At 59.9% G+C, this 24,050-nt stretch carries 17 protein-coding genes and 1 tRNA gene; 7 read left to right on the top strand and 11 right to left on the bottom strand.

Annotation, left to right across the window (positions count from 1 at the left end):
* Position 1 precedes the first annotated feature (1 nt).
* Entirely contained in the window at positions 2-1,687 is a 1,686-nt protein-coding gene (locus AB5Y98_RS07240) for an aspartate:alanine antiporter (protein ID WP_010634129.1), read from the bottom strand.
* A gap of 293 nt (positions 1,688-1,980) precedes the next feature.
* On the opposite strand from AB5Y98_RS07240, the gene AB5Y98_RS07235 reads away from it, so the two are divergent.
* Complete coding sequence (locus tag AB5Y98_RS07235; protein ID WP_368231608.1) at positions 1,981-2,238, top strand: hypothetical protein; 258 nt, start codon at positions 1,981-1,983, stop codon at positions 2,236-2,238.
* 222 nt (positions 2,239-2,460) lie between these two features.
* Here AB5Y98_RS07235 and AB5Y98_RS07230 read toward each other — a convergent pair.
* A tRNA-Asn gene (locus AB5Y98_RS07230) sits at positions 2,461-2,536 on the bottom strand.
* A 135-nt stretch (positions 2,537-2,671) separates the two neighbouring features.
* Between AB5Y98_RS07230 and uvrB the strand changes: the two genes are divergently transcribed.
* From uvrB to AB5Y98_RS07215, 3 genes are all read left to right on the top strand, one after another.
* Positions 2,672-4,684: an excinuclease ABC subunit UvrB gene (gene uvrB / locus AB5Y98_RS07225; protein WP_362796560.1), complete on the top strand. Its 2,013-nt coding sequence runs from the start codon at positions 2,672-2,674 to the stop codon at positions 4,682-4,684.
* Positions 4,681-4,956: a YkvA family protein gene (locus tag AB5Y98_RS07220; protein WP_368231607.1), complete on the top strand. Its 276-nt coding sequence runs from the start codon at positions 4,681-4,683 to the stop codon at positions 4,954-4,956. The genes uvrB and AB5Y98_RS07220 overlap by 4 nt, the downstream gene beginning before the upstream one ends.
* 123 nt (positions 4,957-5,079) lie before the next feature.
* The gene (locus AB5Y98_RS07215) at positions 5,080-5,733 is read left to right on the top strand and encodes a DedA family protein (RefSeq protein ID WP_065017709.1); all 654 of its coding nucleotides are present in this window, start codon (positions 5,080-5,082) and stop codon (positions 5,731-5,733) included.
* Between the two features lie 253 nt (positions 5,734-5,986).
* On the opposite strand, the gene dsbB is transcribed toward AB5Y98_RS07215, so the two are convergent.
* A complete protein-coding gene (dsbB, locus tag AB5Y98_RS07210) occupies positions 5,987-6,508 on the bottom strand; it encodes a disulfide bond formation protein DsbB (protein ID WP_005300350.1) in 522 nt (173 codons plus the stop codon).
* An 86-nt stretch (positions 6,509-6,594) separates the two neighbouring features.
* Complete coding sequence (gene nhaB / locus AB5Y98_RS07205; RefSeq protein ID WP_005300353.1) at positions 6,595-8,175, bottom strand: Na(+)/H(+) antiporter NhaB; 1,581 nt, start codon at positions 8,173-8,175, stop codon at positions 6,595-6,597.
* Positions 8,176-8,508: 333 nt separating this feature from the next.
* Here nhaB and fadR point away from each other — a divergent pair, with 333 nt between their 5' ends.
* Positions 8,509-9,222: a fatty acid metabolism transcriptional regulator FadR gene (fadR, locus tag AB5Y98_RS07200; protein WP_017780097.1), complete on the top strand. Its 714-nt coding sequence runs from the start codon at positions 8,509-8,511 to the stop codon at positions 9,220-9,222.
* Between the two features lie 65 nt (positions 9,223-9,287).
* Here the strand turns inward: fadR and AB5Y98_RS07195 are convergent, their stop codons facing one another.
* From AB5Y98_RS07195 to AB5Y98_RS07180, 4 genes are all read right to left on the bottom strand, one after another.
* A complete protein-coding gene (locus tag AB5Y98_RS07195; protein WP_005300359.1) occupies positions 9,288-10,805 on the bottom strand; it encodes a SpoVR family protein in 1,518 nt (505 codons plus the stop codon).
* Between the two features lie 10 nt (positions 10,806-10,815).
* The gene (locus tag AB5Y98_RS07190) at positions 10,816-12,087 is read right to left on the bottom strand and encodes a YeaH/YhbH family protein (protein ID WP_010634123.1); all 1,272 of its coding nucleotides are present in this window, start codon (positions 12,085-12,087) and stop codon (positions 10,816-10,818) included.
* 23 nt (positions 12,088-12,110) lie between these two features.
* Positions 12,111-14,033 carry a PrkA family serine protein kinase gene (locus AB5Y98_RS07185; protein WP_005300364.1) on the bottom strand — a complete coding sequence of 641 codons (1,923 nt, stop codon included), beginning with the start codon at positions 14,031-14,033 and terminating at the stop codon, positions 12,111-12,113.
* Between the two features lie 566 nt (positions 14,034-14,599).
* Complete coding sequence (locus AB5Y98_RS07180; protein ID WP_368231606.1) at positions 14,600-16,528, bottom strand: ATP-dependent DNA helicase RecQ; 1,929 nt, start codon at positions 16,526-16,528, stop codon at positions 14,600-14,602.
* Positions 16,529-16,866: 338 nt separating this feature from the next.
* Here AB5Y98_RS07180 and sstT point away from each other — a divergent pair, with 338 nt between their 5' ends.
* Complete coding sequence (gene sstT, locus AB5Y98_RS07175; RefSeq protein ID WP_368231605.1) at positions 16,867-18,117, top strand: serine/threonine transporter SstT; 1,251 nt, start codon at positions 16,867-16,869, stop codon at positions 18,115-18,117.
* 439 nt (positions 18,118-18,556) lie between these two features.
* Here sstT and AB5Y98_RS07170 read toward each other — a convergent pair whose 3' ends face one another.
* The 3 genes from AB5Y98_RS07170 to pabB form a co-directional block, all read right to left on the bottom strand.
* The gene (locus AB5Y98_RS07170; protein WP_017785451.1) at positions 18,557-19,855 is read right to left on the bottom strand and encodes a serine/threonine transporter; all 1,299 of its coding nucleotides are present in this window, start codon (positions 19,853-19,855) and stop codon (positions 18,557-18,559) included.
* A 216-nt stretch (positions 19,856-20,071) separates the two neighbouring features.
* Entirely contained in the window at positions 20,072-20,638 is a 567-nt protein-coding gene (locus AB5Y98_RS07165; protein WP_005300376.1) for a CoA pyrophosphatase, read from the bottom strand.
* A 50-nt stretch (positions 20,639-20,688) separates the two neighbouring features.
* Positions 20,689-22,023 carry an aminodeoxychorismate synthase component 1 gene (pabB, locus tag AB5Y98_RS07160; protein WP_368231651.1) on the bottom strand — a complete coding sequence of 445 codons (1,335 nt, stop codon included), beginning with the start codon at positions 22,021-22,023 and terminating at the stop codon, positions 20,689-20,691.
* Between the two features lie 248 nt (positions 22,024-22,271).
* On the opposite strand from pabB, the gene AB5Y98_RS07155 reads away from it, so the two are divergent.
* On the top strand, positions 22,272-23,795 hold the full coding sequence (locus AB5Y98_RS07155; protein ID WP_010634118.1) for a fumarate hydratase: 1,524 nt from the start codon (positions 22,272-22,274) through the stop codon (positions 23,793-23,795).
* Positions 23,796-24,050 lie beyond the last annotated feature (255 nt).

Raw genomic sequence — 24,050 nt, 5'->3', positions numbered from 1 at the left:
GCTAGAACCAGAAGCCGATGATGAAGGAGCCCGCCAGGGTCAGCATGACGTTGGCCACCGCATAGGTGCCGGCATAGCCGAGCGCCGGGATGGAGCTGTTGGCCGCCTCGTTCACCACGTCCATGGCCGGGGCGCAGGTACGGGCCCCGGTGATGGCGCCGAGCAGCAGGGCCGGGTTCATCTTCAGCACCCAGACGCCGAACAGGTAGCCCACCAGCACCGGCAAGGTGGTCACCAGCATGCCGGAGAAGAGCACCACCATCCCCACTTCGCTCAGGTGATCCAGGATGCCGCCACCGGCTTTGAGGCCGGTGCTCACCATGAAGACGGCAAGGCCGAGATCCTTGGCCAGACGCAGGGCGCCCGGCGGCACATAACCCACCGTGGGGTGGTTGGCGCGCAGGTAGCCCATCAGGATCCCCGCCAGCAGCAGGCCGACGGCGTTGCCGAGGCCAAACTCCAGCTGGCCGAACACCAGGGAGACGGAGCCAATCAGCAAGCCCAGCACGAAGAAGGTGGTGAAGGCCACCAGATCCGTGGTCTGGCTGTGAATGCTGATGAAGCCGATCTTGTTGGCCAGCAGCTTGACCCGCTGCTTCTCGCCGCTGATCTGCAGCACGTCGCCCTTTTGCAGCATGATGTTGCGATCGAACGGCATCTCGATCTGGGAGCGCACCACCCGGTTGAGGAAGCAGCCCTTCTCGGTGAGGTTGAGCTCCACCAGGTGGCGACCCACCACAGCGTCGTTTTTCACCACTATCTCTTCGGTGACGATCTGCAGGTCAAGCAGGTTGCGGTCGAACACCTCCTTGCCGTTGCGGTAGTTGACGTCAAGCTTCTCGTGACTCTCGGGGTAGCCTACCAGGGCGATCTCGTCCCCTTCCTGGATGACGGCGTCACCATCCGGACTCGCCAGGATGCCGTTGCGGCGGATCCGCTCCACGTAGCAGCCGGTGTGAGGATAGATGCCGGTCTCGCGCAGGGTGCGACCACCGATCCAGGCCGCCAGCTCGGGGCCGACCCGGTAGGCGCGGATGATGGGCAGGTAGGTCTTGCGGCTCTCGTTGTCGGAGAGACCGCGCTCGCGAGCGATCTTCTGCGCCTCGGTGTTGAGGTCGAGCCGTGCCAGCGAGGGGAGGTAGCGCACCACCATCATCAGGCCCACCAGTCCCACCAGGTAAGTCAGGGCATAGCCGATGCCCATGTTGTCGAGCACCGACTGCATGTCGGTTTGATGGGGGAGGTTGAGCAGGCCGCTGCGCAGGGCATCCTGGGCCCCCACCAGCGCCGGGGTCGAGGTGAGCGAACCGGCCAGGATGCCGGCGGCCATGCCCGGCCCCAGGTTGAAGAACTTGGCCAGTCCCACGGTGAGGAAGAGGGCGGTCAGCAGGATCACTAGGGTCAGGGTGATGTAGTGGATGCCGTCGCGCAGGAAGACGCTGAAGAAGTGCGGCCCCGCTTCGATCCCCACGCAGAAGATGAACAGCATGAAGCCGACGTTCTCCGTGGTGGTGCTGAATTCGAAGCCCATCTGGCCGAACAGCAGGGCGGTGAACAACACGCCTATGGTGTTGCCTATCTGGAAGTTGCCAACCCTGACTTTGCCGAGCAGCAGGCCGAAAGCCAGTACCACGAACAGCAGCAGGGAGTCGCTTTGATGTAGCAGTGTCACGAAATCTATGGTCATGCCCGGAAAAACCGAGGAAAAAAGTGGGGCCGACATTGTGCCGGATCCCTCACCAATAAAGAAGCGTCAAAGGCGCATTAATCGGTACTAACCCGCCACCGCCCTCGGGGTCATGAGGGTAACTGGGGGGCACCTGCGGCAATGACCTCTATTTCTCTCTGCCAGCCCCGCTGTCAATTAGTGATTCCTGCTATCTGTGATCCTCGTCTTTGGGGGCCGCTTGAAATTTTACGCTCTGCTGTTTGGTTGGTCGATTTGGCTCTCTGGCAGCATTTTTGACTGATGGGGATGGGATGAGTCTGGCGATTGGTCGCGGCCCGCCCGTGCAGGGTGACCCATCTGTGGCGGGATGGCGAAAAGATATCTGTAAAAAGCATCTGATGCGGGCACTGGCGACCCATTCGGGGGGCGCGGCAAAAACAGCAGAAAATGAGGTTGGCGAGTCAAACGTGCCGGCCTTGCCGGCAATGGCCTGCCAGCCTAGGCCGTCATTGGCTTTGGCCTACTTACCCACAGAAACTGTGGATAACCCTGTTTATGAAACTTGGTGATCAGGCTGTAGCCCGCGCCAATACTGGGCTGCAAGGGCTGTTCAAAAAATACCAGATAAAGATTGTTTCTATAAAAATCAAATAGTTACGCGCAGCAGAACAAAACGCTGTCGAGGCGGATGGGGGAAAAAAGAGAGAGGTCACCGCAGGGTGCGGCTTGTGCATTAAAATTGGTAGAGGAAAGCACTAAAGTGGATAACTTGCACCGAGATGGTGAGGAATTGGCTCCCCCGACTGGACTTGAACCAGTGACATACGGATTAACAGTCCGCCGTTCTACCGACTGAACTACGGGGGAACATCAGGCAAGGAGGAGCATCATACAGAGGTCGCATTTCGAGGTCAATAGCCGCTTCTGCTGCCAGAGTGGATACCCAGGCCACCCCATCTCGGAGTACACTTCTGCTCTTGCGTATTTTTGCCGGGAGTCGTCATGAGCAAGTTATTCAAGCTGGCCAGCCAGTTTCAACCCGCCGGGGATCAGCCAAGGGCCATCGCCCAGCTGCTCGACGGCATCGAGTCTGGCCTCGCCCATCAGACCCTGCTCGGGGTGACCGGCTCGGGCAAGACCTTCACCATGGCCAACGTCATCGCGACCCTCAACCGTCCCACCATGATCCTGGCTCCCAACAAGACCCTGGCGGCCCAGCTCTATGGGGAGATGAAGGAGTTCTTCCCCGACAACGCGGTGGAGTATTTCGTCTCTTATTACGACTACTACCAGCCCGAGGCCTATGTGCCGACCACCGATACCTTCATCGAGAAGGATGCCTCCATCAACGATCACATCGAGCAGATGCGGCTGTCGGCCACCAAGGCGCTGCTGGAGCGGCGCGACGTGGTGATCGTCGCCTCGGTGTCGGCCATCTACGGCCTGGGGGATCCGCAGGCCTACCTCAGCATGATGCTGCACCTCAAAGTGGGGGATGTGATCAACCAGCGGGACATATTGCGCCGCCTCGCCGAGCTGCAGTACACCCGCAACGACATGGCCTTCCAGCGCGGCACCTTCCGGGTAAGGGGGGAGGTGATGGACATCTATCCCGCCGAGTCGGACAAGCTGGCCCTGCGGGTAGAGCTGTTTGACGAAGAGGTGGAGCGGCTCTCCCTGTTCGATCCGCTGACCGGCGCCATCGAGCAGACGGTGGTGCGCTACACCATCTACCCCAAGACCCACTACGCCACCCCACGGGAGACCATACTGGGGGCCATCGAGCACATCAAGGAGGAGCTCAAAGGGCGGCGCGAGCAGCTGTTGTCCCTCAACAAGCTGGTGGAAGAGCAGCGCATCAGCCAGCGCACCCAGTTCGACATGGAGATGATGCAGGAGCTGGGCTACTGCTCCGGTATCGAGAACTACAGCCGCTACCTCTCCGGCCGCGCGCCGGGAGAGCCGCCGCCCACCCTGTTTGACTACCTGCCGGGGGACGGCCTGCTCATCATCGACGAATCCCACGTCACGGTGCCGCAGATCGGCGCCATGTTCAAAGGGGACAGATCCCGCAAGGAGACTCTGGTGGAGTACGGCTTCCGGCTGCCGTCGGCGCTGGACAACCGGCCGCTCAAGTTCGACGAGTTCGAGGCGCTGATGCCGCAGACGGTGTTCGTCTCGGCGACCCCGGGCCCCTACGAGCTGGACAAATCCGGCGGCGATGTGGTGCAGCAGGTAGTGCGCCCCACCGGTCTGCTTGACCCCGAAGTGGAAGTGCGGCCGGTCAGCACCCAGGTGGACGATCTGCTCTCCGAGATCCGCAAGCGGGTGGCGGTGGAGGAGCGGGTGCTGGTCACCACCCTCACCAAGCGGATGGCGGAGGACTTGACCGAATACCTGGCGGATCACGAGGTGCGGGTGCGCTATCTGCACTCCGACATCGATACCGTGGAGCGGGTGGAGATCATCCGCGACCTGCGCCTTGGCAAATTCGACGTGCTGGTGGGCATCAACCTGCTGCGCGAAGGCCTCGACATGCCGGAGGTCTCCCTGGTGGCCATCCTGGATGCTGATAAAGAGGGCTTCCTGCGCTCCACCCGTTCACTTATCCAGACCATAGGTCGGGCGGCGCGCAACCTCAACGGCAAGGTGATCCTCTACGGGGATACCATCACCAACTCCATGAAGGTCGCCATTGAAGAGACCGAGCGGCGCCGCGCCCTGCAGTACGCCCATAACCTGGAGCACGGCATCACGCCGAAGGGGCTCAACAAGTCCGTCGGCGATGTGATGGACATGGGGGGCAGCCGCACCGCGGGCAAGGCCGGCAAGGGGAGCCGCAAGGCCGCCGAGCCGCAAGGGGAGTACCACGCCCGCTCCGCCAGCGAGATCGCCAAGGAGATCAAACGAATGGAGGAGCAGATGTTCCAGCATGCGCGAGATCTGGAGTTCGAGCAGGCGGCGGCGCTGCGGGATCAGATCCAGCGGCTGCGCGGCGAGCTGATCGAGTCATGAGCGCCCGACGCTGGCTCATCTGGCGGCGCTTGCGTCGCCTCTATCAGGGCTTTCGCCATCCTGCCACCCCCTGGTGGGCCAGGGGGTTGGTGATCCTGGTGCTGCTCTACGGCATCAGCCCGGTGGATCTGGTGCCCGACCTGGTGCCGCTGGTCGGCTGGCTCGATGATGCCACCCTGCTGTTGCTCCTCCTGTGGGGCTGGGAGCGCTGTCTGCCGGCGCCTCCTGAGCGGTCAGGGCACGACAGGTTTGCGATATCGGGGGGAGGCTGAGGCGGGATAAAGGGTTTCATTCGAGCGACGCCTGGCGGCGAGCACAGGAGGCACTCCACAGCGATTGTGGCCTGCCTGGCATTGGCGTAGACTCCAGGCCGTTCACATCATGAGTATGGAAAAATGGATCTGATCCTCTTTGCAATCGACTTTATCCTGCACGTTGACGTGCATCTGAAAGAGCTGTTTGAAAACTACGGTATCTGGGTTTACGCCATCCTGTTTCTCATCATCTTCTGCGAGACCGGACTGGTGGTCACCCCCTTCCTGCCGGGTGACTCCCTGCTGTTTGCCGCCGGTGCCCTCACCGTGGGCAGCGTGCTGGACGTGCACACCCTGGCGGTCGTGTTGATCATCGCTGCCGTGCTCGGCAACGTGGTGAACTACACCATAGGTCACTTCTTCGGCGAGCAGCTGTTTCGCAACCCGGACTCCAAGATCTTCCGGCGGGACTATCTGGACAAGACCCACGCCTTCTACGCCAGACACGGCGGCAAGACCATCATCATCACCCGCTTCCTGCCCATAGTGCGCACCTTCGCCCCCTTCGTGGCGGGCATGGGGGCCATGACCTATCCGCGCTTCCTGGCGTTCAATCTGGTGGGAGGGCTCTTGTGGGTGATCTCCTTTGTCTACGCCGGCCACTTTTTCGGCAACCTGCCGGTGGTGCGTCAGAACTTTACCCTGCTCATCTTCGGCATCATCGGTATCTCGCTGCTGCCCATGGTGATCGGCATGGTGAAAGCCAAGCTCAACGCCGGCAAGGTGGCTTCCTGAGTCAGCCTTGTTGGCCGTGTCATGAGAGGGAGCCGCAGGCTCCCTTTTTTGTTTGAGCATGGTGCTGATTACTGATTGCTCACTGATGAGCCTGGAGGAAAGGCCAATCGGCGAGCAAGCAGGCAGTCACCAGGATGGCTGGCAGGGGAGCGAGACGTTGAAGAGCGATATCAGAGCTCAAGACGCCGCCCGCAGTCTTCATGAAAAAGGGAGCCACTGGCTCCCTTTTCGCGACGGATGATGTTGATCCGACCTAGTTGCAGCAGCGCCCCTTGACCAGGTTGCCGATGGCCACCACAACGAACACCAGCAAGTAGGCGGCGAAGATGGCCACCAGCCACTGGGGCATGGAGAAGCTCAGGAACTGCCAGCTGACCTCGCTGCAGTCGCCATCCGGGAAGAACATCCAGGGGATCCACTGATCCAGCGGTGCCCAGCTCGGGAAGTCGACAAACCCTTCGCAGACATTGAAGGGAGAGGGGTTCACCTGATAGTCCACATGCTTGAGCGCCAGCTTCAGGCCCCAGAAGGCACTGGCGCCCCACATCAGCAGGGCGCTCCAGCGCACATACCATTTCTGCGGAGCCACCATGCCGAGCAGCGCCGCCATGAGGACCCCGAGAGTGGCGAGCCGCTCATAGATGCACATGACGCAGGGATGCAGACCCAGCACGTGCTGGAAGAAGAGGGCGCTCAACTCGAGGAACAGGGCGGAGGCTGCAAGCAGGCCCCATGCCAGGCGATGGGCGGCTATACGGCGCAGAAACTCAATCATCTGGTTGATCTCACAGAAAAAACAGTGGCTGAATTAGAGCAGAGCAGGGGCCAAAAAGAAAGGGCCCAGGCGGGCCCTCATGGCACTCAGTAGAGTGCGGACAGTACCGCAGGCGCGGCGTTGTCGAGCGTCAGCCAGCCGGCCTGATAGTACCAGTCGGTAAGCGGGCCGAGCAGAAACTCCACCGAGAAGAAACCCACCAGACCCAGCACCAGGGTATAGGGCAGCGCCATCCACACCATCCGGCCGTAGGAGAGGCGCAGCAGCGGCGCCAGTGCCGACGTCAGCATGAACAGGAAGGCGGCCTGGCCGTTGGGGGTGGCTACCGACGGCAGGTTGGTACCGGTGTTGATGGCCACCGCCAGCAGCTCAAACTGCTCGCGGCTGATGGCATTGTTGAGCAGGGCGGTCTTCACCTCGTTGATGTAGACGGTGCCGACGAAGACGTTGTCACTGACCATGGAGAGCAGGCCGTTGGCCAGGTAGAAGAGCGCGAGCTGGGCGTCGGGTTCGGCCGCCAGCACCCACTGGATCACCGGCTTGAACAGCTGCTGATCGATGATGACGGCGACCACGCTGAAGAAGACGGCCAGCAGGGCGGTAAAGGGCAGTGCCTCCTGGAATGCCTTGCCGAGGGAGTGCTCTTCGGTGATGCCGGTGAGGGAGGTGGCCAGCACGATGACTGACAGGCCGATGAGGCCCACCGCCGCCAGGTGCAGAGCAAGCCCCAGAATGAGCCAGAGGGCGATCACCGCCTGCACGATCAGCTTGGCCTTGTCCTGAGCGGTGCGCTCGGCCTCTTCATAACGGTTGTAATCCTCCATGATGCGACGTACCGCGTCCGGCAATTTGGCGCCATAGCCAAACCAGCGACACTTTTCGACCAGGACGCAGGTCAGCAGACCGCAGATAAACACCGGAACCGTGACCGGAGACATGCGAATGGCGAATTCGACGAAGTTCCAGCCGGCCTGTTCACCGATGATCAGGTTCTGCGGCTCTCCCACCAGGGTGCAGACGCCACCGAGGGCAGTACCGATGGCTGCATGCATCATCAGGCTGCGCAGGAAGGCACGAAAGTCATCCAGGTGCTGACGATTGAGCTCGTTGACGGTGCCATCATCGGTGTAATCGTGGGAGTGGCCAAACTCCTTGCCGGAGGAGACCTTGTGATAGATGGCGTAGAAGCCGGTGGCGACGCTGATCACCACGGCAATCACGGTGAGGGCATCGAGGAAGGCTGACAGGAAGGCGGAGACCAGACAAAACGCCAGGGATAGCATCGTTTTGGAGCGGATCCGGATCAGCAGCTTGGTGAACACGTAGAGCAGCAGTTGCTTCATGAAGTAGATGCCGGCCACCATGAACACCAGCAGCAGCAGCACTTCGATATTGGCGACCAGTTCATGTTTGACCTGCTGTGCCGAGGTCATGCCGATCAGCACTGCCTCGATGGCCAGTAGGCCGCCGGGTTGCAGCGGATAGCACTTGAGGGCCATGGCCAGGGTGAAAATGAACTCGACGACCAGCAGCCAGCCGGCCATGAAGGGATCGAGATAAAAGGCGATCGGGTTGATCAGCAGGAATAGAAGAATAGCGGCCTTGTACCACTGGGGGGCGTTGCCCAGAAAGTTCCTGGCAAAGGCTTGCCCTAAGCTGATTGGCATAATAATGGGTCTCTGTTTTGTGGTTGGTATCTGCGTCTATGCAGTCAAGACAGGCTCGACCAGAACATCCGGATGTTGTCCCTTATCAGATTGATTCCTCATGATTTTAATCAAAAAGAGCATTAACTATAAATAACATAGTCGCCCTTGCCCATGAGTATGGTGGTTTTATGGGCAATCCAGGGGTTGGCTGGCACCCATCGCCGACTGAAATACATTTTTTTAACAAAATCACCCGGCGATGTGAGCAGAGGACTGACCTTCTGCTTGCCAGCCCTCCCTGCTTTGCTATTATTCGTGAGCCTTTTTTACGTACTACAACAGAGTCACTACATGGTCATAAAAGCGCAGAGCCCCGCAGGGTTTGCCGAGGAATACATCATCGAGTCCATCTGGAACAATCGCTTTCCTCCAGGATCCATCTTGCCGGCCGAGCGCGAGCTGTCCGAGCTGATTGGGGTGACCCGAACCACCTTGCGTGAAGTGCTGCAGCGTCTGGCCCGCGATGGCTGGCTCACCATCCAGCATGGCAAACCGACCAAGGTGAACAACTTCTGGGAGACCTCGGGACTCAACATTCTGGAGACCCTGGCTCGTCTCGATCAGGACAAGGTACCGGATCTGGTGGCTCAGCTGCTGTCGGCGCGTACCAACATCTGCACCATCTTCATTCGTGGTGCGATCCGCAACAATCCGGAGCAGGCCGCTGAGATCCTGCGCGGCGCCGCCGAGGTGGAGAACACAGCCGAAGCTTATGCGGACTTCGACTACCGGTTGCACCATCAGCTGTCGTTCGCCTCCGGCAACCCCATCTACGCCTTGATCCTGAACGGTTTCAAAGGGCTGTACAGCCGGGTTGGCCGCTACTACTTCTCCGACAAGCAGGCGCGTGAAACCGCGGATGCCTACTACAAGACCCTGCTTAACCTGGCCGAGACCAAGAATCACGAGGCCGTGTTCATGACGGTGCGTCAATACGGCATCGAGTCCGGTAAACTCTGGACCCGTTTGCGCCAGGACATGCCGAGCAATCTCTGCGACAACTGAGCCTGTTCTGATGCAAGAAAAACGCGCCGATTGGCGCGTTTTTTTATGGCTGCAAGGTGAGGGGATCAGACCGGTTTCTTCTCCGGGCAGCGCCCTATGATGTCGGGAGGCAGTTCGCCATTGTCCTGCTCCAGTATCACGTCGAAACCCCACAGCTGGTGCAGATGCTTGAGCACCTCGTGACGGGAGTCTCCTAGCGGGATCCGGTTGTGTGGCACATAGCGCAGGGTGAGGGAGCGATCCCCCTTCACCGCCACGTTGTAGACCTGGATGTTGGGCTCCAGATTGCTCAGGTTGTACTGGGCTGACAGGGTGTTGCGCACCTGACGATAGCCTTCGTCATTGTGGATGGCCGAGACCTTCAGGTAGTTCTTCAGGTCGTCGTCATCGATGGCAAACAGCTTCATGTCGCGCATCACCTTGGGACTCAGGAACTGGCTGATGAAGCTCTCGTCCTTGAAGTTCTGCATGGCGAAATGCAGCGTCTCTACCCAGTTGCTGCCCGCGTAGTCGGGGAACCAGTATCTGTCCTCCTCGGTCGGGTGCTCGCAGATGCGGCGCAGATCGGTGAACATGGCAAAACCGAGGGCGTAGGGGTTGATCCCCGAGTAGTAGCGACTGTTGTAGGGGGGCTGATAGACCACGTTGGTGTGGCTGTGCAGCACCTCGATCATGAAGCGATCGCTTATCTTGCCCTCGTCATAGAGGTGATTGAGGATGGTGTAGTGCCAGAAGGTGGCCCACCCTTCGTTCATCACCTGGGTCTGTTTCTGCGGGTAGAAGTACTGGCTGATCTTGCGCACGATACGTACGATCTCGCGCTGCCAGGGCTCCAGCAGGGGGGCATTCTTCTCGATGAAATAGAGAATGTTCTCCTGTGGCTCGGCAGGGTAGCGCCGGTCTTCCACCCCGGAGGCCTTGTGCTGTTTGGGCAGGGTGCGCCACAGCTCGTTGACCTGGGTTTGCAGATAGTCTTCCCGTGCCTTCTGGCGTCGCTTCTCTTCGGCCATGGAAATTTTCTGGGGCCGCTTGTAACGATCCACCCCGAAGTTCATCAGCGCATGGCAGGAGTCGAGCAGTTTCTCCACCGCGTCGATGCCGTGCTTCTCTTCGCATTCGGTGATGTAGTTCTTGGCAAAGAGCAGATAGTCGATGATGGAAGAGGCATCGGTCCAAGCCTTGAACAGATAGTTGTTCTTGAAGAAGGAGTTGTGGCCGTAGCAGGCGTGGGCCATCACCAAGGCCTGCATCGGCATGGTGTTCTCCTCCATCAGATAGGCGATGCAGGGATCCGAGTTGATGACGATCTCGTAGGCCAGCCCCATCTGGCCACGCTTGTAGTTGCGCTCGGTGTGGATGAAGCGCTTGCCGAATGACCAGTGCTGATAACCGATGGGCATGCCGACGCTGGAGTAGGCATCCATCATCTGCTCCGCCGTGATCACCTCTATCTGGTTGGGGTAGGTGTCCAGTCTATAGAATTTGGCGACCCGGGCTATTTCTTGATGGTAAATGTCCAGCAGGTCGAAGTTCCAGTCCGGGCCATCGTCCAGCGGCGCTACTTTTCTTGCGGTTTCTACCATATGACCTCCCTCAAGCCGCTTGCTTCTTGAACAGCTCCCGGAATACCGGATAGATATCCTCGACCTTGCGAATATGCTCCATCGCGAAGTGGGGGAACTGGCTGGCGACCGACTCATACTCGTGCCACAGGGTCTGGTGGGCGCGGGTGGTGATCTCGATGTAGGAGTAGTACCGCACCCGCGGCATGATGTCCCGCACCAGGATCTCCCGGCACTGCGGCGAGTCGTCGGCCCAGTTGTCACCATCTGACGCTTGTGCTGCGTAGATGTTCCACTGGTTGGCGGGGTAACGTTCGTTGATGATGTCGTTCATCATCTTGAGCGCACTGGAGACTATGGTGCCGCCCGTCTCCTGGGAGTAGAAAAATTCGTGCTCGTCCACTTCCTTGGCCTGGGTGTGGTGACGGATGTAGACCACTTCGACGTTCTTGTAGGTCCGGCTCAGGAACAGATAGAGCAGGATATAGAAACGCTTGGCCATCTCCTTGGTGGCCTGATCCATGGAGCCTGACACGTCCATCAGGCAGAACATCACCGCCTGGCTGGAAGGCACGGGCCGTTTGACGAAGTTGTTGAACTTGAGATCGAAGGTGTCGATAAAGGGCACCGCATCGATCCGTCTCTTCAGCTCACGGATCTCTTTTTCGAGCTGGGCCATCTCCGCAAAGTGTTCGGTGGGATCGGCGGCCAACAGGGCGAGACGATCCTCCAGTTCGTGCAGTTGGCGTTTCTTGCCTGCCTGCAGCGCCATGCGGCGGGCCAGCGAGTTTTGCAGTGAACGCACCACGTTGATGTTGGCGGGCACCCCGTTGGAGGTGTAACCCGCCCGGTAGGTTTTGACTTCCATCAGCTGATTGAGCTGGGTTTTCTGCAGCCTCGGCAGCTCCAGATCTTCAAACAGCAGGTCCAGATACTCATCCTTGGAGATTTGGAAGACGAAGTCGTCCGCTCCTTCTCCCTGATTGGATGCCTGCCCCTCACCGGAGCCCTGACCGCCACCTCCTCCCTTGGGGCGGTCAATCTTGTCGCCGGAGACGAACTGGTCGTTGCCGGGGTGTACCATCTCCCGTTTACCGCCTTGCCCCTGATGGAAATGGGGCTCGCCAATGTCCTTGGTCGGGATGCTGATGCTCTCGCCGGTATCCACGTCCTGAATGCTGCGTTTGGATACAGCATCAGAGACCGCTTGTTTGATCTGCTTCTTGTAGCGGCGGATGAAGCGCTGCCGATTGACAGCGCTTTTGTTTTTGCCGTTGAGCCTGCGGTCGATAAAATGCGCCATAACTCCCCCTTGAACAGTCAGGGTCAGGATGACTTGCGTACCCTGAGATACCACTCGGAGAGCAGACGCACCTGTTTGCGGGTGTAGCCTTTCTCCATCATCCGTTCGACAAAGTTATCGTGCTTCTTCTGCTCCTCGGCCGAGGTTTTGCTGTTGAAGGAGATAACCGGCAGCAGCTCTTCCGTGTTGGAGAACATCTTCTTCTCGATCACGGTGCGCAGCTTCTCGTAACTGGTCCAGTTAGGGTTACGGCCTGCATTGTTGGCGCGGGCACGCAGCACGAAGTTGACGATTTCGTTGCGGAAATCCTTCGGATTGCTGATCCCGGCGGGTTTTTCAATTTTCTCCAGCTCGCTGTTGAGAGAGGCGCGGTCAAACAGCTGGCCGGTTTCAGGGTCACGGTACTCCTGATCCTGGATCCAGAAGTCGGCGTAGGTGACATAGCGGTCGAAGATGTTCTGACCGTACTCGGAGTAGGACTCGAGGTAGGCGGTCTGGATCTCCTTGCCGATGAACTCCACGTAGCGCGGGGTCAGATAGCCCTTGATGAATTCAAGGTAGCGGTCATGCAGCTCCTGCGGGAACTGCTCGCGCTCGATCTGCTGCTCCAGCACATAGAAGAGGTGTACCGGGTTGGCCGCCACTTCCGCGTGGTCGAAGTTGAAGACGCGGGAGAGGATCTTGAACGCAAAGCGGGTGGAGAGGCCATTCATCCCCTCGTCGACACCGGCGTAATCGCGGTACTCCTGATAACTCTTCGCCTTGGGATCGGTGTCTTTGAGACTCTCGCCGTCATAGACCCGCATCTTGGAGTAGATGCTGGAGTTTTCCGGCTCCTTGAGGCGCGACAGCACGGAGAACTGGCCCAGCAGCTCCAGGGTTCCCGGGGCGCACTTGGCATCGGTCAGCTCACTGTTGACCAGCAGCTTCTCGTAGATCTTCACCTCTTCCGACACCCGCAGGCAGTAAGGCACCTTGACGATGTAGACCCGGTCGAGGAACGCCTCGTTGTTCTTGTTGTTGCGGAACTGCTGCCACTCGGATTCGTTGGAGTGAGCCAGCAGGATGCCGTCGAAGGGAAGGGCGGAGAGCCCCTCGGTACCGTTGTAGTTGCCCTCCTGGGTGGCGGTCAGCAGCGGGTGCAGCACCTTGATGGGCGCCTTGAACATCTCGACGAACTCCATGATCCCCTGGTTCGCCTTGCACAGCGCGCCCGAGTAGGAGTAAGCGTCGGCGTCATCCTGGGCGAAGTGCTCCAGCATGCGGATGTCCACCTTGCCGACCAGGGAGGAGATGTCCTGGTTGTTGTCATCGCCCGGTTCGGTCTTGGCGATGGCAATCTGGTCGAGGATGGAGGGGTTGACCTTCTCCACCTTGAACTTGGTGATGTCGCCACCAAACTCGTGCAGCCGCTTGGCGACCCAGGGGGACATGATAGGGCGCAGGTAGCGGCGCGGGATGCCGTACTCTTTTTCCAGCAGCTCGCCATCTTCTTCGATGTCGAACAGGCAGAAGGGGTGATCGTTGACCGGTGACCCCTTGATGCGATAGATAGGCACCTTCTGCATCAGGGATTTGAGTTTTTCTGCCAGCGAGGATTTACCACCGCCGACCGGGCCCAGCAGATAGAGGATCTGTTTCTTCTCTTCCAGCCCCTGGGCGGAGTGTTTGAGATAGGAGACGATCTGTTCGATGGCCTCTTCCATGCCGTAGAAGTCTTTGAAGGCGGGATAGCGTGCCACGACGCGGTTGGAAAAAAGACGACTGAGTCTGGGATTGGCAGAGGTGTCGACCATCTCAGGCTCACCGATGGCGGTCAGCAGACGTTCGGCGGCAGAGGCGTAGCAGGACTTGTCCTGTTTACACATATCCAGGAACTCCTGGATGCTGTATTCCTCTTCCCTGGCTTTCTCATATCGCTGTTGATAATGCTCGAAGATGCCCATAACTTTGCCCTCGTTATAGTCGCTTACCCTGAAAAGAGTGGATCACTACTTTTGTTCTGTTTACCTCATTAAGCCTAGTCAACAGCCCCCAGTAATCCATCACCAACTATTGGTTTAAATTTGCAAGGGTACTTCCCGACCCGATGCGGGAAGGCGCAATCAGTGACACACCTATGTTACTGACTGTTAAATTATTTTTGCCATGATAGTGAGGCAAATGTCAAAGACATAAAAAATAAATGTTTGTCAAAAAATGGAAACTGCACCGCATTGTTCCTGGCCGGCTGCCGCAAGCGCAGTCAGGGCAAGGGAGAGCGCGCCACGCAGTAGAAATGGCATTACGTTTACGTGCGCGTAAAGCGGATTGTTTGGTGTTTTAGCTCTAATTTTTACATTGACGCTACATTGCGACTGCTCTAGATTGGCCCTGTGTCGGGCAGTCAGCGCTTTAGCAAGAGAGTGGCTGGTTGCCGATACAAAGCTCTGTTTAAGCACGTTTCCGTTGGCTTGACCCTCGCAAATGCGAGGGTCTTATTTTTTCAGCGCAATCGGCGCTGTCTGGTGAGCTAGTGATCGTGGTGGAGCGGATAAATGCGGGAAACCGCCGCCAGCACATCGGCGAAGGGGTGGGATGCCAGCTGGCCAAATCCGGCCAGGCTTTTCGCCTTGACCCGGGTGGTGAGCGGCGTGGCGATGCCGCACAGAAAGCGGGTCAGGACGCGTGGATGCCGGGTGTGACACAGGGCCACCAGGGGATCGCACCAGGCTTTTAGTCCCTGTTCATTGGGGAGTGTTCGGCCAGGCAAGGGAGGGAGCTCTGCCACCTCGCCCCGACAGACAGAGCAGTGCCCGCAATGAGTGGGCGCAGCCTGATCGGCAAAGTAGCGTGCCAGTTCATGGCTCAGGCAACTGCTTGAGGTGAAGAAACCCAGCAATGCCTGCAGACGGGCCAGCTCGCTTTGTTCCTTCTTTTCAAACAAGTTGTGCAGCTCATCGGCCAGGGTAGTTACGTCAATCTCCTGGCGCAGCACCCGGTAAACCTCGGTCATCTGCTTGCTTTCCAGTTCGATCCAGCCCTGCTGCTGCAGGTAGTCCAAGGCCGCCGCCGCGCGGTGCCGCTCCCCCTGATAGCCTTGCCAGAGCGCATCGAAGTCCATGGTGCACCAGCTGCGGGCCTGCGGGGCGCAGGCGAACAGCTGCTCCAGGAACAGGCGTCGCTCCGGATTGAAGCGGGCCAGGATCTCCGCTTTCTCCAGCACGAACTTGAAACGGTACTCGGCAAAGTAGCTGTAGGCCGGGGCTATGATGCCCGCCATCTCCAGATAGACCAGCAGGGTCTTGAGAGGCAGTTGGCGGATGTTGGTTTCATTGGACAGACGCAGCAGGCTGAATTCCCACTCGCTGCCGCTTTGCAGCAGGATCTCGAGCAGCGCGACGATGGCCGAGCGATCCGGAGTGTCGCCATAGACGAAATTCTCCAGCACCGGCAACTGGCTGCGATTGGCCAGCACGATGCAGCGGGAAGGCTGGCCGTCGCGGCCGGCACGGCCTATCTCCTGGCTGTAGTTTTCGATGGACTTGGGCAGATCGTAATGGATCACCCGGCGAATATCGGCCTTGTCGATGCCCATGCCAAAGGCGATGGTGGCCACGATGCAATCCAGCTTGCCGGTCATGAAGTCGTGCTGGATCTGGCTGCGCAAGGTGGCGTCGAGCCCGGCATGATAGGCTCGGGCCCTGATCCCGCGCTGCTGCAGCTGGGCGGCACAGGTTTCGGCAGTGTGTTGCAGGGTGACGTAGATGATGGTGGGGGCGGCGGGATCGCGCGCCAGTTCCCCATGCAGCCAGCCATCGCGCGCCTCGGCGGGCAGGGGAACGACGGCCAGGTCCAGGTTGGCGCGATAAAAGCCGGTGACGATGAGCCCGTCATCCTCGATGTCGAATTTGGCCTGCATGTCGGCCATCACGGCCGGGGTGGCGGTGGCCGTCAGCAGCAGCACCTGGGGAATGGCCAGTTCGCGGCGATAGTCAGGCAGCTTGAGGTAGTCGGGGCGAAAGTTGTGGCCCCATTCCGAAATGCAGTGGGCCTCGTCCACCACCAGCATTGACAGCGGCACCTGCTGGATGAAGCGACGAAAGCGCTCGTTCTTGAGGCGCTCCACCGAGATCATCAGGATCTTGAGCTGGCCGTCGTTGGCCTGCTGCATCACCCGGCGGCTCTCCTCCGCTGTCAGGCTGGAGTCGAGGGTGGCGGCGGCGATCCCCTTGCTGCGCAAAAAGGCGAGCTGATCGTGCATCAGTGCGATCAGGGGGGAGATCACCAGGGTCAGATGGGGCAGGGCCAGTGCCGGCAACTGATAGCAGAGAGATTTGCCGGAGCCGGTGGGGAAGATGGCTGCGGCGTTCTTGCCCGCCAGCAGCCGGCTGATCACCTCTTCCTGTCCCGGCCTCAACCGATCGAAGCCAAAGTGACGGGTCAACAGGGATGAGATCATGGCAAAGTCTCCGCGGCAAAACCGTCATGATACCACCGCCGGGTGGAGGCTGGCGGGCAATCGGGGGGAAAATGGCATCCATTTGAGCGTTGTTGATATTGTGTTATCTCTGTGTTGTAGATTTTTTGTGAGGCGAAGCGGATATTTTTCAGTGATTCTGTGGAAAAAAGCGGCTGCAGATGGGATATTCCTTGTCCGCAACCCCGTGTGTTTCCGGACAGGCTCGACAGAAGGCTTGCCGGGGCAGACGACGCCAGCCCGTGACATGGGTGTCGCCTGGTGTAGCGGTTGCCAACAGGACTAATGATTCACGCACTTAGGTGCTCAGGGACTATTTGATGACACAACAACACCCCCTCATAAGACTGGTCAACAGCACCAGCCTGGTTAGCCAGATCCTGGTCGGTCTGGTCTTCGGTATCCTCCTTGCCATGTTCATGCCGGAATGGGCCAAAGCGGCGGGTCTGCTCGGCAGCCTGTTCGTCGGCGCCTTGAAGGCGGTGGCGCCGCTGCTGGTCTTCGTACTGGTGATGGCGGCGATCATCGGCCACAAGCAGGGTCAAAAAACCAACATGAAGCCGATCCTGCTGCTCTATCTGCTGGGAACTTTCCTGGCGGCTGCGGTGGCCGTGGTTGCAAGCTTCCTGTTCCCCACCAACCTGCACCTGGTGGCGAACAGTGCCGAGATCACCCCGCCGGGCGGCATCACCGAGGTACTGCAGACCCTGCTGTTCAACGTGGTGACCAACCCGGTCAAGGCGCTGCTGGACGCCAACTACATCGGCATTCTGGCCTGGGCCATCGGCCTTGGCATCGCCATGCGCCATGCCAACGAGGGGACCAAAGCGGTGATCACCGACCTGTCCCACGGTGTCTCCACCATCGTGAAAGCGGTGATCCGCTGCGCACCGCTCGGCATTCTGGGTCTGGTAGCCTCCACCCTGGCGGAAACCGGTTTTGAGGCCCTGTTTGGCTATGCCCAACTGCTGGTGGTGCTGATCGGCTGCATGCTGTTCATCGCCTTCGTGGTCAACCCGCTCATCGTGTTCTGGAAGATCCGCCGCAATCCCTATCCGCTGGTGCTGACCTGCCTGAAAGAGAGCGGCGTCACCGCCTTCTTCACCCGCAGCTCCGCCGCCAACATCCCGGTCAACATGACGCTGTGCGAAAAACTGCGTCTGCCGGAGGATACCTACGCGGTCTCCATCCCGCTGGGCGCCACCATCAACATGGCCGGTGCGGCCATCACCATTACCGTGCTCTCCATGGCGGCGGTCCACACCCTGGGGATGAACGTGGATCCGGCAACGGCCATTCTGCTCTCCGTGGTTGCGACCGTCAGTGCCTGCGGCGCCTCCGGTGTGGCCGGCGGCTCCCTGCTGCTGATCCCGTTGGCGTGCAGCCTGTTTGGCATCAGCAACGACATCGCCATGCAGGTGGTGGCGGTCGGCTTCATCATCGGCGTGCTGCAGGACTCCGCAGAGACGGCTCTCAACAGCTCCACCGACGTGCTGTTCACCGCCGCGGCCTGCATGGCCGAAGATGAGACCCTGCTGGACATCTCGCCGGTGCCAAACAGCGAAGCCTGATAGCCGTATCTTCCTATCACAACGACAACGCCCTCATTTGAGGGCGTTTTTTATTGCTGTTCGGATGGGGCGGGTAGCTGTCGTGACTCCTGGCAACCCTCCCGGCAAACAGAGAAGAAGGCTTCACGACCTGAAACCCGGCAGCCGTCACTGGGTCGGGATGAAGGGGTGTGCGAGCGTGGAAGAGGGAGGGCTTTGCCGTCTCGGGTGATGCGGGCAGGAGTTGATCGGCTTGACGGTGGCTCGATACACCAGCTTGAGCAGGGTGGGTCGTCAGAGCGAAAACGTGAGCGGGCATTACCGGTTTGTTGTGGCTTGCCAGCCAACTCGCTCTCAAGGGGTCCTCTCTTTTTGCCTCGCGAAGATCTGCAATCAGCCCTGCACCATAAAAAATGCCAGCCGGTTACCCGGCTGGCATTGTTGCTGGTCTCTGTCAGTGTCAGCCGATCAGCTGGTAGAGAATGGCGGAGATGGCGGTCATTCCCATCAGGGCCACGAAGACGTTGCTGATGTGGCCCTGATACTTCGCCATGGCCGGCACGCGCTTGATGGCGTACATCGGCATGATGAACAGGATGGTGGCGATGATGGGGCCGCCCATCGACTCGATCATGCCGAGGATGGAGGGGTTGATCACAGCTGTGCCCCACAGGGTCAGGATGAAGAAGGCGATGATGAAGATCTCGACCTTCTTGTGGTTCGGCTCCTTGCCTGACTTGCGCAGGTTCTGGACGATCATCCCCTTCAGGCCTTCACGGGCACCCAGGTAGTGGCCGAAGAAGGAGGAGACGATGGCCACGAACGCCACCAGCGGACCGAAGTAGGAGATGATGGGGCTTGAGTGCTGGTTGGCCAGGTAGGAGAGCACGGCAATGTTCTGGGACTTGGCCTCGGCCAGCTGTGCCGGGGTCAGGCTCATCACGCAGGAGAAGACGAAGAACATCACGAAACCGAGCAGGATGGTCGCGGTGCGCTTGAGGATGGCGTCAGACTTCTCGACCGCCTGCTCGCCGTGATCGCGACGCTGGGCCAGGGAGAAGCTGGAGATGGCCGGGCTGTGGTTGAAGGAGAACACCAGCACCGGGATGGTCAGCCACAGGGTAATGGCAAAGTCCTTGCCGGACGGCACCTGGGAGAGGGCGGCACCGGTCCAGTCCGGGATCAGGTAGAAGGAGATCCCCACCAGGATGGCGATGAGCGGGTAGACCAGGAACTCGGTCACTTTGAGCATCAGCTTCTCGCCAGCCAGCATCACCGACATCATGCCCATGATCAGCACGATGGAGAGGATCCAGCGCGGCGGCGCCGTCATCTGCAGCTGGTTGACCATGAAGCTTTCCACGGTATTGGTGATGCCCACCCCGTAGATCAGCACGATGGGGTAGATGGCGAAGAAGTAGAGCAGGGTGATTAATTTGCCGGCACCCACGCCGAAGTGCTCTTCCACCACTTCCGTGATGTCTGCATTGGGTTTGCTTGACGAGAGCACGAAGCGGGCGAGGCCGCGGTGTGCCAGATAGGTCATGGGGCCGACCAGCAGCGCCATGACCACCAGCGGCCAGAAGCCGCCCATGCCGGCGTTGATGGGCAGGAACAGGATGCCGGCGCCGACGGCGGTGCCGAACAGGCTGATTACCCAGCGAGTGTCTTGTTTGGTCCAACCACGCGATTGGACTGAGCGGATTCCTTGCTCCTGTGAGGTCGCAACATCCTGTGCGCCGGTGACAGTATTAGACATGTGTCTCACCCCTGAATTGTGGTTTTTATAGGATCGGCGCAAGGATACGGGTTTTTTAATCAAAAATGTTGATCAAATTCACCTTTATGGGACTGAAAACCGCACTCTTTTATGGAAATGTGATCGAAAGAAGAATTAATCAATTATTTTTTATAAAACACCACGTTATTTTAGTGTTAACGCATGAATATTGCACAGGCATTTGTTGGTAATATGTTATCTGGAGAGTTGCCGTGACAGCTGGCGGATCATGCTGGCGGTTGCACCCCAGATAAAATGATCCTGCCAGGGGATCCAGTAGATGGTGTGCAGGTGATCGGCTCTGGGAATGGTCAGGGCGATATGGTGGCGCGGATCCAGCAGGTGGTTGAGCGGCACTTCGAAGGCCTGGTCGACCTCGTCCCGGCTCAGGGTGAGCTGATAGTCGGCCGCCACCAGTCCCAGCACCGGCAGCACGTCATATTGCGAGACGGTGTTGAGGGGCGCGAGGGTACCAAGCACCTCTATCTGGGCCGGGACTATGCCGAGCTCTTCCTGGGTTTCCCGCAGCGCCGTGTGGATCAGGTCCCGGTCGTCGGGATCCTGCCTGCCACCGGGGAAGCTTATCTGTCCCGCGTGGTGGCGCAGGTGCGGACTGCGCCGGGTCAGCAGCAATTGCAGGCCGTCGGCCCGTTCAACCAGCGGCAGCAGCACGGCGGCGGGCTTGAGCCCGGCCACCGTCAGCCGGTGGGCGGGGGCGGGGCGTTGCAACAGAAAGCGGGTCAGCAGTTCGGCTCGTTCCATCTCGATTCTTCTTCACTCCTTCAAGTCGCTGAGATTATTTTGTCAGGTTTTCAACGCAGTGCGTCCAGCAGCGGCAGGATGCGGGCCACCTTGTCATAGGTTTCCTGATATTCGTCGTCCACGTCGGAGTCGGCGATGACGCCACCGCCAGCCCAGCAGTGGAGCTGGCCCTGTGCGGCGATCAGGGTGCGGATACAGATGCTGGTGTCCATCCGGCCGTGCTGGCTGAGGTAGCCGATGCTGCCGCAGTAGGCGTTGCGCCGCTGGGGCTCCAGCTCCTCGATGATCTCCATGGCCCGGATCTTGGGGGCGCCTGTGATGGAGCCGCCGGGGAAGCAGGCGCGCAGCAGATCCACGCCCTGCCAGCGGGCATCCAGTTCGCCGTGAATGGTGGAAACCAGGTGGTGCACCGCCGGAAAGGATTCCACCGCAAACAGGCTGGGCACGCTGACCGAACCGGGCCGGCTAACTCGGCCGATGTCGTTGCGCAGCAGATCCACGATCATCAGATTTTCCGATCTGTCCTTGTCGGCCTCCGCCAGCTCGCGGGCACTGGCTTGATCCAGCGCAGGGTCGGCCAGCCGCGGGCGAGTGCCCTTGATGGGCTTGGTCTCGATGTGGCGCTGGTCGAGCAGCAGGAAACGCTCGGGGGAGAGGCTCAGGATGGCCCCTTGCGGCAAGCGCAGGAAGGCCGAGAAGGGGGCGCGGTTGGCCCGTGACAACGCCTGGTAGGCCTGCCACTCGTCACCCCGATAGGGGGCGCTGAAACGCTGGGTCAGGTTGATTTGATAGCAATCCCCTGCCGCCAGATAGGCCTGCACCCGGGCAAATTTGTCGCCATATTCGGCGCGGCTCATGTTGCTGCGCCAGGCGCCAGCAAGGGCGAAGGGGTCTGCGGCAAGCTCGTGCTGCGCCTCCAGCCACTGCAGCCGGCGGGTAAGGCCGGCCTCGTCGCCCCAGTGCACCAGCTGCCATTTGCCCGTTGCCACCTCCCGCAGCAGGGCCCAGTCATAGATGCCGACCGCCATGTCAGGGATGGTGACGTCGCGGGCGGCCAGGTTCGGCAGACGCTCGAAGCGACGGCCCAGATCATAGCCAAACAGGCCGAGCGCCCCGCCGATGAAGGGCAGGGGGGTCGCTTGACTGGCGATCTCTCCCAGCAGGTCGCGCTGGCACCGGGCCAGCAGGGTCAGCGGATCATCTTCACTGGACTCGTGTTGACCTCCCTGCTCGATGCGGGTCAGTGCCCCGTCGGTCTGCAGGGTGGCCAGCGGATCGGCGGTGATGATATCAAAGCGGTTATCCGCACCCAGCGGGCCGGCGGATCCCAGCAACATGGCCCAGGGCAGGTGGTGAAGGCGGGCGAACAGCGCATGGAGCGCCATCTGGTGTTCAAAATGGTGGATATGCAGCGTTGGTTTCATTTTTTGTTACACAGGCAACAGTTTGCAGCCTGCTCCCTAGCCGGTACGGGGGTGGCAAGCGTATCATAGGCGCCGGAATTTTTAGAAAAAACGCGCCGTTGTCTTATCGGGCAGACAGGCAGACCGCCTGGCACCACCCCACCGAAGCACGGCTCATATGGAAGCCCTTGCTCCAACCAACACGGGAGACAAGGACCAGTGAGGATGATATGAGCATCATTAAAAAACAGGATTTTATCGATTCCATCGCCGACGCCCTGCAGTACATCTCCTACTACCACCCCCTCGATTTCGTGCATGCCGCCAAGGCCGCCTATGACCGGGAGATCAACCCGGCCGCCAAGGATGCCCTGGCCCAGATCCTGATCAACTCCCGCATGTCCGCCGAAGGCCATCGTCCGCTCTGCCAGGATACCGGCATCGTCACCTGCTTCGTCAAGATCGGCATGCAGGTGCAGTGGGACAGCGACATGACGGTGCAGGAGATGGTGGATGAAGGGACGCGCCGCGCCTACACCAATCCGGACAACCCGCTGCGCGCCTCCGTGCTGGCCGACCCCGCCGGCAGCCGCAAGAACACCAAAGACAACGCCCCGGCCGTGGTACACATCGACATGATCCCGGGCAACAAGGTGGAAGTGAGCATCGCGGCCAAGGGCGGCGGCTCCGAGAACAAATCCAAGATGGTGATGCTCAACCCCTCCGACGACGTCGTCGAGTGGGTGCTCAAGACAGTGCCGACCATGGGGGCCGGCTGGTGTCCGCCCGGCATGCTGGGCATCGGCATCGGTGGTACCGCCGAAAAAGCGGCGGTGCTGGCCAAGGAAGCGCTGATGGAGCACATCGACATCCAGGAGCTGATCGCCCGTGGTCCCGAGACCACAGAGGAGAAGCTGCGGGTCGAGCTCTACGACAAGGTCAACAAGCTCGGCATCGGTGCCCAGGGCCTCGGTGGCCTCACGACCGTGCTGGACGTGAAGGTGAAATCTGCGCCGACCCATGCCGCCTCCAAGCCGGTGGTGATGATCCCCAACTGCGCGGCCACCCGCCATGTCCATTTCGAGCTGGATGGTTCCGGCCCGGCCGAGCTGACCCCGCCGAAACTGGAAGATTGGCCGGAGATCACCCGCTCGGCCGGCGGCAACGTGCGCCGGGTCAATGTCGACGGCATCACCAAGGCAGAGCTTGCCAGCTGGAAGAGCGGGGATACCGTGCTGCTCTCCGGCAAGATCCTCACCGGTCGCGATGCCGCTCACAAGCGCATTGCCGACATGTTGAAAAAAGGTGAGGGGCTGCCGGAAGGGGTCGATTTCACCAACCGCTTCATCTATTACGTGGGCCCGGTCGATGCCGTGCGTGACGAGGTGGTCGGCCCGGCCGGCCCGACCACCTCCACCCGGATGGACAAGTTTACCGACATGATGCTGGGGGAAACCGGCCTCATCGGCATGATCGGCAAGTCCGAGCGGGGCCCCAAGACGGTCGAGAGCATCAAACAGCACCAGGCCGTCTATCTGATGGCCGTCGGTGGTGCCGCCTATCTGGTGGCGAAGGCCATCAAGAAGGCGCGGGTGGTGGCCTTCGCCGATCTGGGCATGGAAGCCATCTATGAGTTCGAAGTCGAGGACATGCCGGTGACCGTGGCGGTCGACTCCCAGGGCAACAATATCCACGAGACCGGGCCGGCCTACTGGTCTGCCAAGATTGCCGAGCTCGATGGCAAGCTGGCGTGAGTTGAAGATGCCTGAGGGCTGTTCACCTACGGTATGGAGCCGGGTCATTATGCCCTGAGTGCATGGGCGCGATGCGCGACTGCCATGGATGTGGCCGTCATGCAGCCTCAGCCATAACAAACAAAACGAAGGCGACCCCAGGGTCGCCTTTTCTTTTCGTCTGCGTGTCTGTCGTGCGAATTTTAACTGCCAACTGCCAACTGCCAACTGCCAACTGCCAACTGCCAACTGACGCTCTCTGTGCGTGGTGCACAA

Origin of the sequence: Aeromonas sp. s3 (assembly GCF_040907805.1) — a bacterium.
Lineage (GTDB): Bacteria > Pseudomonadota > Gammaproteobacteria > Enterobacterales > Aeromonadaceae > Aeromonas > Aeromonas dhakensis.
Note: the sequence above shows the minus strand (reverse complement) of the source record. Positions and strands in the feature narration are given on the sequence as shown.

Excerpts from the sequence above, each read along its gene's own strand:
- AB5Y98_RS07240 (WP_010634129.1), bottom strand. The coding sequence starts at position 1,687 with ATGACCATAGATTTCGTGACACTGCTACATCAAAGCGACTCCCTGCTG.
- AB5Y98_RS07235 (WP_368231608.1), top strand. The coding sequence starts at position 1,981 with ATGAGTCTGGCGATTGGTCGCGGCCCGCCCGTGCAGGGTGACCCATCT.
- uvrB (WP_362796560.1), top strand. The coding sequence starts at position 2,672 with ATGAGCAAGTTATTCAAGCTGGCCAGCCAGTTTCAACCCGCCGGGGAT.
- AB5Y98_RS07220 (WP_368231607.1), top strand. The coding sequence starts at position 4,681 with ATGAGCGCCCGACGCTGGCTCATCTGGCGGCGCTTGCGTCGCCTCTAT.
- AB5Y98_RS07215 (WP_065017709.1), top strand. The coding sequence starts at position 5,080 with ATGGATCTGATCCTCTTTGCAATCGACTTTATCCTGCACGTTGACGTG.
- dsbB (WP_005300350.1), bottom strand. The coding sequence starts at position 6,508 with ATGATTGAGTTTCTGCGCCGTATAGCCGCCCATCGCCTGGCATGGGGC.
- nhaB (WP_005300353.1), bottom strand. The coding sequence starts at position 8,175 with ATGCCAATCAGCTTAGGGCAAGCCTTTGCCAGGAACTTTCTGGGCAAC.
- fadR (WP_017780097.1), top strand. The coding sequence starts at position 8,509 with ATGGTCATAAAAGCGCAGAGCCCCGCAGGGTTTGCCGAGGAATACATC.
- AB5Y98_RS07195 (WP_005300359.1), bottom strand. The coding sequence starts at position 10,805 with ATGGTAGAAACCGCAAGAAAAGTAGCGCCGCTGGACGATGGCCCGGAC.
- AB5Y98_RS07190 (WP_010634123.1), bottom strand. The coding sequence starts at position 12,087 with ATGGCGCATTTTATCGACCGCAGGCTCAACGGCAAAAACAAAAGCGCT.
- AB5Y98_RS07185 (WP_005300364.1), bottom strand. The coding sequence starts at position 14,033 with ATGGGCATCTTCGAGCATTATCAACAGCGATATGAGAAAGCCAGGGAA.
- AB5Y98_RS07180 (WP_368231606.1), bottom strand. The coding sequence starts at position 16,528 with ATGATCTCATCCCTGTTGACCCGTCACTTTGGCTTCGATCGGTTGAGG.
- sstT (WP_368231605.1), top strand. The coding sequence starts at position 16,867 with ATGACACAACAACACCCCCTCATAAGACTGGTCAACAGCACCAGCCTG.
- AB5Y98_RS07170 (WP_017785451.1), bottom strand. The coding sequence starts at position 19,855 with ATGTCTAATACTGTCACCGGCGCACAGGATGTTGCGACCTCACAGGAG.
- AB5Y98_RS07165 (WP_005300376.1), bottom strand. The coding sequence starts at position 20,638 with ATGGAACGAGCCGAACTGCTGACCCGCTTTCTGTTGCAACGCCCCGCC.
- pabB (WP_368231651.1), bottom strand. The coding sequence starts at position 22,023 with ATGGCGCTCCATGCGCTGTTCGCCCGCCTTCACCACCTGCCCTGGGCC.
- AB5Y98_RS07155 (WP_010634118.1), top strand. The coding sequence starts at position 22,272 with ATGAGCATCATTAAAAAACAGGATTTTATCGATTCCATCGCCGACGCC.